Source organism: Achromobacter animicus (assembly GCF_040775605.1).
Classification (GTDB): domain Bacteria; phylum Pseudomonadota; class Gammaproteobacteria; order Burkholderiales; family Burkholderiaceae_B; genus Achromobacter; species Achromobacter animicus.
Map to the genome: position 1 here is coordinate 2,403,963 of NZ_JAYGJK010000001.1, position 11,997 is coordinate 2,415,959.

The 11,997-nt window shown below is 66.3% G+C and carries 9 protein-coding genes; 6 read left to right on the top strand and 3 right to left on the bottom strand.

Translation table 11 applies throughout. From position 1 onward, the window contains the following. The first annotated feature begins 17 nt into the window (after positions 1–17). Both AB3147_RS10835 and AB3147_RS10840 read left to right on the top strand, forming a co-directional pair. Complete coding sequence (locus AB3147_RS10835) at positions 18–1,292, top strand: amidase (RefSeq protein WP_367351923.1); 1,275 nt, start codon at positions 18–20, stop codon at positions 1,290–1,292. A 1-nt stretch (position 1,293) separates the two neighbouring features. Continuing rightward, on the top strand, positions 1,294–2,271 hold the full coding sequence (locus tag AB3147_RS10840; protein ID WP_286890233.1) for a Bug family tripartite tricarboxylate transporter substrate binding protein: 978 nt from the start codon (positions 1,294–1,296) through the stop codon (positions 2,269–2,271). Positions 2,272–2,289: 18 nt separating this feature from the next. Here the strand turns inward: AB3147_RS10840 and AB3147_RS10845 are convergent, their stop codons facing one another. Continuing rightward, positions 2,290–4,311 carry a PEP/pyruvate-binding domain-containing protein gene (locus AB3147_RS10845; protein WP_367351924.1) on the bottom strand — a complete coding sequence of 674 codons (2,022 nt, stop codon included), beginning with the start codon at positions 4,309–4,311 and terminating at the stop codon, positions 2,290–2,292. Positions 4,312–4,475: 164 nt separating this feature from the next. Between AB3147_RS10845 and AB3147_RS10850 the strand changes: the two genes are divergently transcribed. After that, a complete protein-coding gene (locus tag AB3147_RS10850) occupies positions 4,476–4,895 on the top strand; it encodes a type II toxin-antitoxin system HicB family antitoxin (protein ID WP_218343485.1) in 420 nt (139 codons plus the stop codon). Positions 4,896–5,013: 118 nt separating this feature from the next. Here the strand turns inward: AB3147_RS10850 and argH are convergent, their stop codons facing one another. Then, on the bottom strand, positions 5,014–6,435 hold the full coding sequence (gene argH, locus AB3147_RS10855) for an argininosuccinate lyase (protein ID WP_367351925.1): 1,422 nt from the start codon (positions 6,433–6,435) through the stop codon (positions 5,014–5,016). 136 nt (positions 6,436–6,571) lie between these two features. On the opposite strand from argH, the gene AB3147_RS10860 reads away from it, so the two are divergent. From AB3147_RS10860 to AB3147_RS10870, 3 genes are all read left to right on the top strand, one after another. Continuing rightward, entirely contained in the window at positions 6,572–7,939 is a 1,368-nt protein-coding gene (locus tag AB3147_RS10860; protein ID WP_175138929.1) for a mechanosensitive ion channel family protein, read from the top strand. A gap of 124 nt (positions 7,940–8,063) precedes the next feature. Further along, on the top strand, positions 8,064–10,130 hold the full coding sequence (locus AB3147_RS10865) for an NAD(+) synthase (RefSeq protein WP_367351926.1): 2,067 nt from the start codon (positions 8,064–8,066) through the stop codon (positions 10,128–10,130). 196 nt (positions 10,131–10,326) lie between these two features. Next, positions 10,327–10,665: a P-II family nitrogen regulator gene (locus tag AB3147_RS10870; protein WP_006386376.1), complete on the top strand. Its 339-nt coding sequence runs from the start codon at positions 10,327–10,329 to the stop codon at positions 10,663–10,665. Between the two features lie 102 nt (positions 10,666–10,767). On the opposite strand, the gene gspF is transcribed toward AB3147_RS10870, so the two are convergent. Further along, the gene (gene gspF, locus AB3147_RS10875) at positions 10,768–11,973 is read right to left on the bottom strand and encodes a type II secretion system inner membrane protein GspF (RefSeq protein ID WP_367351927.1); all 1,206 of its coding nucleotides are present in this window, start codon (positions 11,971–11,973) and stop codon (positions 10,768–10,770) included. Positions 11,974–11,997 lie beyond the last annotated feature (24 nt).

Below are 11,997 nucleotides of genomic sequence, written 5' to 3' on the forward strand. Positions count from 1 at the left end.
GTTTGCTGGAATACACCATGCCTGTCGCACCTTATTCCCCTTCTGTCCAAGCGCTATCTCGTCGCGTCCGCGCGGGCGAGGTGGCACCGCTGGCGGCCGCGCGCGCCAGCTTGAGGGCTATCGGCGAGCAGGACAGCGCCATCCGCGCCTGGTGCCATACGGCGGACCCGGAAGCGCTTGAAGCGCCGGCTGGTACAGAGGGCGTGCTGGCTGGCGTGCCGATCGGGGTCAAGGACGTGATCGACGTGGCGGGTATGCCCACCGGCTTCGGCGTGCCAGACCTGGCCGGCGGCGCTGCCCGGTTCGACGCGTGCTGCGTGGGGATGCTGCGCGCTGCAGGGGCGGTGCCGGTGGGCAAGACGGTGACGGCGGAGTTCGCCTTCAGGACGCCGGGGCCCACCCGCAACCCGCATGCGCTGGGACATACGCCGGGCGGTTCCTCCAGCGGCTCCGCGGCTGCGGTCGCCGCCGGCATGGTGCCCGCGGCGCTAGGCACGCAGACCGGCGGGTCGATGATCCGGCCTGCGGCATTCTGCGGCGTGGTGGGCTTCAAACCCGGCTTCGGCCAGGTGTTCCGCGATGGCATGAAGCTGACATGCGAATCGCTGGACACCATCGGCTGGTATTCGAACACCGTCGAGGATGCGGAGGCGATCGCCCAAGTGCTGATCGCCGACGGGCACGCTGACGAGGCGCCGGCGCGGTCGCTGACGATCGGGGTGCAACTGGACAATCCCAACGCCGCGCTGTGCCCGGAAAGCCAGCGGGAAATCGCCCGCGCATGCAAAGCGTGGCATGCGCATGGCGTGCACTGTGAACCCGTGGAATCGGCCGCGGAAACGGTCCTGCTGCTGCGAGCGCACGACATCATCATGCACTACGAGTTTGCGCGCAGCCTGATGCCGGTGGTGGCGCAAATTGGGGATCGCGTGAGTTCGGCCCTGCGGCAGGCCGTGGCGCACGGCCTGGCCATCGGCGCCGGGGAGTACCGCGAAATGCTCGCGGTGCAGGCGTCGCTGCGGCATGGGTGGCGTGCGCGCTATGGCGGCGCGGATCTGATCCTGACGCCCAGCACGCCGGGGCCAGCGCCCAAGGGGCTGAGCCATACAGGCGATGGCGTCTTCAACAAGATCTGGTCGGTGTTGGGATGGCCATGCCTGCACCTGCCGACCGCTTTCAACCGGGCAGGTTTGCCCATTGGCATGCAACTGGTCGGCAATTGGGGAGACGACCGCAGGTTGCTCGCCATGGGTCGACAACTACATCATCTGCTGACACAGCAAGGGGAATGACATGGGGTTCAAGTTACTGAAGCAAGCGCTGGTGGCGCTGTGCGCGGCCGCAGCCGTCTCGGGCGCCGCGCGGGCCGCGGGTGAATACCCCAACCGGCCGGTCAATATCGTCGTGCCCACAGCGGCGGGCGGCACCGTGGATATCGTGGCCCGCATCATGGCCGAAAAACTGGGCCCGGAACTGGGCCAGCCAGTGATCGTGATCAACAAACCCGGCGCGGGCGGGGTGGTGGGCACTCAGGCGTTTCTGCGTGAGCCTCAAGATGGCTACACCGTGCTGTTCACCGCGAACAGCAACCAGCTGATCGTTCCCTGGGTCTATAAAGACGCAAAGTTTGACCCCATCAAGGATTTCGCGCCGATCGCGGCCGTGGGCGAAGTGCCCAATGTCCTGTGCGTGAATCCGGCGTTTCCGGCGAAGGACATGAATGAATTCATGGCGCTGGTCAAGGCCAGTCCGGATACGTACCCGTACGCCTCGGCGGGGGCGGGCACCTTGAATCACCTGCTGGGCGTCATGCTGAACGAACTTGGCGGACTGCGCATGCAGCATGTTCCGTACCGCGGCGTGTCGCCCGCGATGGCCGACGTCATGGGCAACCAGGTGCCGATGCTTTTCGCCAGCCTGCCGTCCGCATTGGAGAGCATCAAAGCCGGCAAGCTGCGCGCGCTGGGCGTCAGCAGCGCCGCAAGAAACCCGCTGTTGCCCGATGTCCCCGCCATCAATGAGTTCATTCCCGGTTTTACGGGTGACCTGTGGGTGGCATTCTATGGCGCGAAGGATGTGCCCGAGAGCGCAGTCGCCCGGCTACATCAGGCGATCCGCAAGGTCATGGCCGATCCCGCTCTGAAAACGAAGTTCGATCAGTTGGGGGTCACGATGATGCACGACGGCCCGGCGGAGCTGGCCGCTCGCCAACAGGCTGAATTCATGCAATGGAAGCAGATTGTGCAGGCGTCGGGCGCCGCGCCGGACTGATCTGGTATTTGTTATGCATTACCGGCCGCCGTCGATGTACGGCCGCGCCTGCAGGATCAGGATCTCATCGCCTTGGACGGCCCATTCGATGTCCTGGTCCGCATTTCCCAGCCGCTTCTTCACTTGCCGTCCCACGGCGGCCAGGCGCGCGACCAGCGCGTCATTCAGCACCTGCCCGGCGCCCTCGATGGGCACTTCTCGTACGCCGCCACTTGCGGCGGCTACGAGCTGCGTGTCTTCGGCCGATCGGCTCAGCACCTGCACGGCCTTGGACCAGCTTGAATACATGACCTGCTCGGCCTGGCGCTTACCTTCCACCACCTTGATGCCCAGGCCGCGCTTGGCCGACAGATACGTAACGTGTCGGCGTGAGGCATCGAAGGGATCGCGCGTGATCATGACGCCCGAACTGTCCGATGCCGCGGCCAGTTGCACCAGCACGGCCATGACCACCGCGTCCTGGTTGAAGCCCGCGGCGCGGCGCGCTTCGTAGGCCTCGAAGTTGTAGACCGACGCCCACACCGTCTGCACGGCCCGGGCCAGCGCGTCGGCCTGCGTGACGTTCGGCACGGTTGTGTACAGGCCCGCGCCGCTGAAGCCGGGCAGGTCTTCGGAATTGGACGAGCTGCGCACGAAGACGCCGCGGCCGCCCAGCTGTTTTTTCCAGCGGGCGAGCCAGTCGGCGGACAGCGCATCGGGCGGTGCGTCGGCGATGTCCTGGCGCAGCTTGGCCAGTTCCGCGCGCCGCACATTGGCGTCGGACACGAAGTCGGCCCGTTGTTCCAGCGCCGCCACGCGCGCGGGCACGCCCAGCTTGTCCATGAACGCCGCGTACTCGGCAAACGGAATGCAGAAGCCGTCCGGCACGTTGGCCGCGGGCGGTAGCACGGACTTCAACGCGCCCAGGTTCGCCGCCTTGACACCGCAGTAGCGGCTGTCGCGCGTGGTCATGCCGGACAGCGGCTTGACGGCGCGCACCGACAGATCGGGTTTGGGTAGCGGCGTGGCGGCTTTTGCGGGCGTCGTTGCCGCTTGGTTGGCATTGACCGCAGGCTGTGCAATGCGTTGCACCCTATAGCCGTTGTTTTCCACGGTCAGCTCGACCCACTGGCCGTCATGCTCGCGCAACGCCGCCACGGCGTCCCGCACATAGGCATTGGGAATGCGCCAGCCCTTGGCCAGCAGGTTCACATGCGAGAGCAGGGTGGACGGCCGTTGCGTGATCAGACCGGCCACGGGCGTCAGCGCCACAGGCACCTCGTCCAGCACCACGATGTCGGTGGGCGACAGGTCAGACGTTTCGTCCACCGATTTGACGATGCGCAGCCGGCCCTGCGCGCGCCCCGTATTCAGCGGCAGGAAGGTCTGCTCGCGCAGCAGCGCCTCTTGCGTGACAACCTCCATCCCGGCGCGCTGCGCCGTCTGCTCCTGCAAGGTGGAGTTGCTCTTGAAACGCAGCGGTTCGTAGAACGTGGCCGCCAGCCGCTGCGCGGTCAGGGTCAGCAGTTCCGGCGTCAGCAGATCGCCTTCCCAGAATTCAAACGTGTAGCCCGGCAGGCCGTTCTGCCAGCTCAGCGTGCCGAACAGCAGACGCCGGTTCGGATCCTTGTACTGCGCGATCAGCTTGGCCTTGTCGCCCGACAGCAGACGCCGCTCGCGCGCGAACGTCTCGTGCAGCCCATAGCGGGGCGTGTGCAGGTAATAGATGCGGTCCTTGCGCTGGCGGTCGATGACGAACAGCACATGCGGAATTTCCAGCGGCGTGCCGGCGTTGTAGACCCGCGCCAGTTGATCGAATTCGGCCCGGGTCTGGATCTTCCCCAGGAACCGCGGGCCTCCCCAACGCGCGTCCTCCGCCTTGCGCACCTCGACCTCGTCGGGGCGAAGGGGGCGGCCGTTTTCGTAGGGGGAGGGTTTGCGGGCGGTTTGGGCGTGGGCGGAACCGCTGGCGGCGGTCCCCAGCATGCACAGGACGGCCAAGACGATTCGGGATACGCGGGAAAGCGGGAAGTGCTTCGACGACGCACTCAGGGTGGGCATGGGACGTGGGCGGGCTACGGGAAGCCGCAATCATATCCAACGTTATTGGGGACGCGCCATCGGTGGGTTAAGCGACGGAAGCTCTCCCTCCGACGTGCGTTAGTCTGATTTCGCCTCGATCGGGAATGTGCGAGGGGGCAGAGCGCAATATGCTGGCGCCTGCCATGCTGACCTATCCCTACACGTTGACTCCCGATACGAACGGCACCTTTCTGGTGCTGTTTCCGGATTTTCCGGAAGCGACGAGCGTCGGCGAGGATGAGCAAGATGCGCAGGTGAACGCGCTGGAAGCGCTTGAGGCGGCATTGGAGATCTATTTCGATGAACGTCGCTTGATCCCGATGCCGTCGGAGAAAACGTCATCGCCGTATGCGGTCACCTTGCCGGCGGTCGTTACCAGCAAGGTGTTTCTGTCGAATGAAATGATTCGCCAAGGCGTGCGCAAAGCCGAGATGGCTCGCAGGCTTGGCGTTCATACGCCGCAAGTGGATCGATTGCTGAATCTGCGGCACGGGTCGCGGATCGAACAGGTCGAGGCGGCGCTTGGTCAGTTGGGCCGAAGGCTGGACGTGTCCATGGTCTAGCTGACTCGGCGGGTTGGAACCTGAACATCGCCGCTTTGAGTCACGGCATCGGTCGGCGCTGAATGCAACAAGGCCCCCAATGGGGGCCTTGTAGTCAAACCATCACCCGCAGCGGCAATCAGCCTTCCGCCGTTTCCGCCAGAACGCGCTGGGCTTCTTCAGCCACGCGCTCGGGAGCGGTGCCGCCCACATGCTTGCGCGCGGCAACCGAACCTTCCAGCGTCAGCACCTGATGCACGTCTTCGGTGATGCTGGGGTGGTAGGCCGTGAGTTCGGCGGTGGACAGGTCGGCCAGATCGCAGCCGCGCTGTTCGCAGTCGCGCACGGCGTGGGCCACCACTTCGTGGGCGTCGCGGAAGGGCACCCCTCGCTTGACCAGGTAGTCGGCCAGATCGGTGGCGGTGGCAAAGCCTTGCAGCGCAGCGGCGCGCATGTTGTCGGCCTTGACCTTGATGCCGCCGGCCATGTCCGCGAAGATCGTCAGCGTGTCGCGCAGCGTGTCGGCGGTGTCGAACAGGCCTTCCTTGTCTTCCTGGTTGTCCTTGTTGTAGGCCAGGGGCTGGCCCTTCATCAGGGTCAGCAGGGCGACCAGATTGCCGTTGACGCGGCCGGTCTTGCCGCGGGCAAGTTCAGGCACGTCGGGATTCTTTTTCTGCGGCATGATCGAGCTGCCGGTGCAGAAGCGGTCGGCCAGGTCGATGAAGCCCACGCGCGGGCTCATCCAGAGCACCAGCTCTTCGGACAGGCGCGAGACGTGCGTCATGATCAGCGCGCCGGCGGCGCAGAATTCGATGGCGAAGTCGCGGTCGGAGACGGCGTCCAGCGAATTGCGGCACACGCCTTCAAAACCCAGGGTCTTGGCGACGCGTTCGCGGTCGATGGGGAACGACGTGCCGGCCAGGGCGGCGGCGCCCAGCGGCAGGCGGTTCACGCGGCGGCGGCAATCGGCCAGGCGCTCGGCGTCGCGGCCGAACATTTCGGCGTACGCCAGCAGGTGATGGCCGAAGGTGACGGGCTGGGCGACTTGCAGGTGCGTGAAGCCCGGCATGATGGTGCCGGCGTTTTCCAGCGCGACCGTGGCCAGCGCGTGGCGCAGCTGGCGCAACAGGACCTGCAGCGTGTCGATTTCGTCACGCAGCCACAGACGGATGTCGGTGGCGACCTGGTCGTTGCGCGAACGGCCGGTGTGCAGGCGCTTGCCCGCGTCGCCCACCAGTTCCACCAGGCGCTTTTCGATGTTCAGGTGGACGTCTTCCAGGTCGAGCAGCCACTGGAACGAGCCGGCGTCGATTTCGGACAGGATCTGGGTCATGCCGCGCTGGATGTCGGTCAGATCCTGGGCGCCGATGATGCCCTGGGCGGCCAGCATGTCCGCGTGCGCGAGCGAGCCCTGGATGTCGTGGCGCGCCAGGCGCTTGTCGAAATCCACGGACGCCGTGTAGCGTTTGACGAGTTCGGAAACCGGCTCGGAGAACCGGGCGGACCAGGCCTGCGCCTTGTTGGCGAACTGGTTTTGATCGGGGGAGGGAGTCTTTGCCATGATGGCCGGGATTATAGGGCCTCGCGCCGCGCCGGGTAATGCCGGGGCCGGATTTGCGGGGCCGGAACCCGCGGACAGGGCGAGTTGTCGGATAATCCCCGGTTAGTTTCAAGACCTGAAAAGCGAGTACGGATCCATGCCCCTGGAATGGGAAGAGCTAGTCACCCAACTTGATACCCACATGCCGCGGGAGATCTGGGCGCAGACGCTGATCGGGATCGGCGTGCTTATCCTGACCGCGTTGTTCGTGCAATGGGTCGTCGCCCGCGTCGTCCTCTTGCTGGCCCACCGGCTGCTGGTCGCCAGCGGCCGCGTCGACTGGGACAAGGCGCTGCAGCGCCGCCGCGCGTATCAGAACCTTTGGTACGCCGTGCCGTTTGCAGTGGTGTCGGTGGGCATCGACCTGGTGCCCCATGCCGAACGGGCGGTCAGCATCGTCGGCCGGCTGGCGCACGCGGGCGCCTGGATCTGCGTGTTCATTGCGTTTTCGGGCGTGCTGAGCGCCTGGCAGGACACCTATTCGGCCACGACCCGCGCGCAGACCCGCTCCATCAAGGGCTACATCCAGATCGGCAAGCTGATTCTTGCGGCGGTATGCACCGTTCTGGTGCTTTCCATCCTGATCGACCGGTCGCCGTTGTGGATGATCTCGGGCCTGGGCGCGCTGTCCGCGGTGCTGCTGCTGGTGTTCAAGGACACGCTGCTGTCGCTGGTGGCCAGCACGCAGCTCACCAGCAACGACATGCTGCGCATCGGCGACTGGATCGAGATGCCGCAATGCAACGCCGACGGCTTCGTCAAGGACATCGCGCTGCATACCGTCAAGGTGCAGAACTGGGACAACACCGTCACCACGGTGCCGACCTACAAGCTGTTCTCGGAAAGCTACCGCAACTACCGGCATATGTTCGAATCGGGCGGCCGGCGCATCAAGCGCACCATCCGCATCGACGCCGCCAGCGTGCGATTCCTGGCCGACGACGAGCCACAGCGCCTGATGAAGTTCCGGCTGCTGCACGACTACCTGCAGACCAAGACCCAGGACATCGTCCAGGCCAACCAGACGCTGGGCGAACTGGCCAGCGTGCCGGCCAACCGGCGCCGGCTGACCAACATCGGCACGCTGCGCGCCTACGCGCTGGCTTACCTGAAGCAGAATCCCGAGATCCGCCAGGACATGGCGATGATGGTGCGCATGATGGAGCCCACGTCCGAGGGCATTCCGGTAGAGGTCTATTGCTTTACCGCCGTGACCGCCTGGGTCGAATACGAACGCATCCAGGGCGACGTCTTCGACCATCTCCTGGCGATCCTGCCGGAACTGGGCCTGCGCCTGTACCAGCAGCCGTCCGGGGCGGACATCGGCGCGATGGGCAGTTACCTGCGCGACAGCGCCATCCAGGCGGCGCTGTCCGCCGAGCGCGACCGGCAGGGGCCTGTCGTGGACGGCGACGCGGCCCTGCCGTTCGAGCGGGGGCTGACGGACGGCAAGATGCCGCGCTAGGGACAAAGGCGCGGAGGCACGCCGCCGCCAGAGGGCCGTGAGATAATCCGGCGGTTGTTTCCAGGGCTTACGAACTCTCGGGCCCCAGGCAAAACCCCCAGCGAAACTCCAGGCGAAATTCCCGATGTCGAACCCGTTCTTCAACCTGTATTCCCACGGCTTCGCCCGGGTCGCGGTCGGCGTGCCCGAGTGCCGGGTCGCCGATCCCGCCTTCAACGCCGCGCAGACGATTGCGCTGGCGCAGCAGGCCGCCCAGGGCGGCGCGGTGCTGGCGGCGTTTCCCGAACTGGGCCTGTCGGCCTACACCTGCGACGACCTCTTTCACCAGAAGGCCCTGCTGGACGCCTGCGAAGCCGCGCTGGCGCAAGTGGTCGAGGCCACGGCCGATCTGGATATCGCCATCGTCGTCGGCGCGCCGTTGCGGGTCGCCCACCAGTTGTTCAACTGCGCCGTGGTGGCGGCGGGCGGACGCATCCTCGGGGTGGTGCCCAAGACCTATCTGCCCAATTACGGCGAGTTCTACGAAGCCCGCCAGTTCAGCGCCGCCGATTGCGCCATCGACGCGCGGATCGACCTGCTGGGCCAGACGGTCCCGTTTGGCGCCGAACTGCTGTTCCAGATGGAAAAGCTGCCGCTGTTCCAGTTCCACGTCGAAATCTGCGAAGACGTCTGGGTGCCGATTCCCCCGTCGTCGTTTGCCGCGCTGGCCGGCGCCACGGTGCTGGTCAACCTGTCGGCCTCCAACATCGTCGTCGGCAAGTCCGCATACCGCCACCAGTTGGTCTCGCAGCAGTCGGCGCGCTGCCTGTCGGCCTATATGTACACGTCGGCCGGGCGGGGCGAATCCTCGACGGATCTGGCGTGGGACGGCCAGGCGCTCATCTATGAAAACGGCGAACTGCTGGCCGAATCCGAACGCTTCCTGAACCATTCCCATCTGCTGTTCTCGGACGTCGACCTGGAACGCCTGTCGCGCGAGCGCATGCGCCAGAGCACCTTCGGCCAGTCGGTGCGCCGCCATCAGGACGAGGTGCGCAAGTTCCGCCGCGTGGCGGTGCCGGTGAATCCGCCGCTGGAAGACACCGAACTGCCGCTCGAACGCCGCGTGGCGCGCTTCCCGTATGTGCCGGCCGACCCCCAGCGCCGCGACGCGCGCTGCCAGGAGGTCTACAACATCCAGGTGCAGGCGCTGGCGCAGCGGCTGTCCGCCAGCGGCATGAAGAAGGTGGTCATCGGCATTTCGGGCGGGCTGGATTCCACGCACGCGCTGCTGGTCTGCGCCAAGGCCATGGACGCGCTGGACCTGCCGCGCTCAAACATCCTGGCCGTCACGATGCCGGGCTTTGCCACCAGCACCCGCACGCTGCAACAGGCGCGCCGCCTGATGGCGGTGGTGGGCTGCACGGCGTCCGAAATCGATATCCGCCCCAGCTGCCTGCAGATGCTCAAGGACCTGGGCCATCCCTATGCCAACGGCGAACCGGTCTACGACATCACGTTCGAAAACGTGCAGGCGGGCGAGCGCACCAACCACCTGTTCCGCCTGGCCAACTTCAGCAACGCCATCGTTATTGGCACCGGCGATCTCAGCGAGCTTGCCCTGGGTTGGTGCACGTACGGCGTGGGCGATCACATGTCGCACTACAGCGTGAACGCCAGCGTGCCCAAGACGCTGATCACGCACCTGGTGCGCTGGGTCGCCGAATCGGGTCGTCTGGGCGACGACGGCGCGCAGGTGCTGCTGGACGTGCTGGGCACGGACGTCAGCCCCGAGCTGGTGCCGGGGGGCGCGGATGACAAGCCCGAGCAAAAGAGCGAAGCGTCCATCGGTCCTTATGAATTGCAGGATTTCAACCTGTACTACACGCTGCGCTACGGCTTTGCGCCGACCAAGGTCGCGTTCCTGTCGTGGACGGCCTGGCGCGACCGCGATGCCGGCGCCTGGCCCGAAGCCGGGCACGTCGCCCGCAACCAGTACGATCTGGCCGCCATCAAGCGCAACCTGAAGATCTTCCTGGACAAATTCTTCCGGACCAGCCAGTTCAAGCGCACCTGCATCCCGAACGCGCCGAAGGTGGGTTCCGGCGGTTCGCTGTCGCCGCGGGGCGACTGGCGCGCGCCCAGCGACTCGGAATCGGTGGTCTGGATGCGCGAGGCCGACACCATTCCCGACGAGACGCCCAAGGGCTGACGGCGTCGCCGCGCACCAAGTTGGGGCGGCGGCAAGCGGGGCGCGCTGCGGGGCAGGGCCAGCGCGCGTTTCCCCGGAGCCGCAGCCGCGCCTGCCCGGTGTTATTCTCTTAACCATTGCGCCCGGCGCCCGCCCGACAAGACGATCGGCAGCGCGGCAGGGCGACGCAACACATCAAAAACCCAGGACGACCAACGTGAAACAAGTCACCGCCATCATCAAACCCTTCAAGCTCGACGAAGTCCGCGAGGCGCTGGCGGAAGTCGGCGTCAGCGGGCTGACCGTCACCGAAGTCAAGGGTTTCGGCCGCCAGAAGGGCCACACCGAACTCTATCGCGGCGCCGAATACGTGGTCGACTTCCTGCCCAAGATCCGCGTTGAAGTCGTCCTCCCGGACGACCAGGTCGAAGCCGCCATCGAAGCCGTCGTCAAGGCCGCGCGCACCGGCAAGATCGGCGACGGCAAAATCTTCGTGACCCCGGTGGAGCAGGCCATCCGCATCCGCACCGGCGAGAGCGACGAAGAGGCGCTCTGATTTCTGTATTTCGCGGGCCGCGCCATGGTGCGGCCCGTATCCATTTGGGTCGCATCGATTTGACCCGTACCCCTGCCGCCCGTATTTCTGCGGCCCGCATCCCTACCTGATCAACTGGTTCATCTCCAGGATCGGCATCATCACCGCCAGCACGATCAGCAGGACAAATCCCCCCATCAGCAATATCAGCGCCGGCTCCAACAGCGCCGTCATCGCCATCGCGCGCCGTTCCAGGTCGCGCGACAGGTTCTGCGCGCCCCGGTCCAACAGCTCGGGCAGGCGGCCGGTCTTTTCGCCGCTGGCGATCAGGTGCACCAGCAGCGACGGAAAGACCTTCTGCGCGCCGAGCGATGACGACAGCGCCGCGCCTTCGCGCACCCGCGCGGCGGCTTCGTCCACCGCCAGGCGCAGCACATCGTTGCTGAGCGTGCGGCGCGCCGCCTCCAGCGCGGTCAGCAGGGCCACGCCGCTGCCCGACAGGATGGCAAGCGTGGACGCGAAGCGCGCGGCATTCACCCCCAGCACGAATCGACCGGCCAGCGGCAGCCGCAACACGCGCGCATGCCAGGCCCGCCGCGCGGCCGGCGCGTGCAGCGTGTAGCGCCACAACGCGATGACCGCGACGATGGCGATGCCGGTCACCGCGCCCCATTCGCGCACGTAATCCGACAGGCCCAGCATCACGCGCGTCAGCAGCGGCAGTTCCTGCTTGGCCTGGCTGAAGGCCGACACCACCTGCGGCACGACATAGCCCAGCAGAAAGATGACGATGACCACCGACACGCTGGCCACCACCGCCGGGTAGATGAACGCCGTCATGACCTTGCTGCGCAGCGTGTTGCGTTCCTCGATGTAGTCGGCCAGCTTTTCCATCACCTGCGCCAGGTCGCCCGATTCCTCGCCCGCGCCGATCAGTGCGCGGTAGATCTCGGGAAAGTCGCGCGGCCGCGAGGCCAATGCAGCCGACAGGCGATGGCCGGCGCGCACGTCGTCGCGCACGCCGCCCAGCGTGGCGGCGATATGTTTTTTTTCGGCCTGTTCCAGCGTGGCGCTGAGCGCCGCGTCCAGCGGCAGCCGCGCGGCCAGCAGGCTGGCGAGCTGTCGCGTCAGCCACGCAAGGTCGGCGTCCGACAGGCGCGTGCGCAGCGCCGCGCCCATGCCTTCGGCGCGCGCCGCCAGCGAGGTCGACAGCGGCAACAGACCACGCCCGCGCAACTGGTTGCGGGCGCCGCGCTCGGAGTCGGCGTCGATCGTGCCGCGCACGATTTTGCCGAGCGCGTCGGTGGCTTCATAGCGAAAGGAAGGCATGACTGTAATAAAGCGGAAGCACCT

What these genes read in the sequence shown, in the direction of transcription:
- AB3147_RS10835 (WP_367351923.1), top strand. Translation starts at nt 18, where the DNA reads ATGCCTGTCGCACCTTATTCCCCTTCTGTCCAAGCGCTATCTCGTCGC.
- AB3147_RS10840 (WP_286890233.1), top strand. Translation starts at nt 1,294, where the DNA reads ATGGGGTTCAAGTTACTGAAGCAAGCGCTGGTGGCGCTGTGCGCGGCC.
- AB3147_RS10845 (WP_367351924.1), bottom strand. Translation starts at nt 4,311, where the DNA reads ATGCCCACCCTGAGTGCGTCGTCGAAGCACTTCCCGCTTTCCCGCGTA.
- AB3147_RS10850 (WP_218343485.1), top strand. Translation starts at nt 4,476, where the DNA reads ATGCTGACCTATCCCTACACGTTGACTCCCGATACGAACGGCACCTTT.
- argH (WP_367351925.1), bottom strand. Translation starts at nt 6,435, where the DNA reads ATGGCAAAGACTCCCTCCCCCGATCAAAACCAGTTCGCCAACAAGGCG.
- AB3147_RS10860 (WP_175138929.1), top strand. Translation starts at nt 6,572, where the DNA reads ATGCCCCTGGAATGGGAAGAGCTAGTCACCCAACTTGATACCCACATG.
- AB3147_RS10865 (WP_367351926.1), top strand. Translation starts at nt 8,064, where the DNA reads ATGTCGAACCCGTTCTTCAACCTGTATTCCCACGGCTTCGCCCGGGTC.
- gspF (WP_367351927.1), bottom strand. Translation starts at nt 11,973, where the DNA reads ATGCCTTCCTTTCGCTATGAAGCCACCGACGCGCTCGGCAAAATCGTG.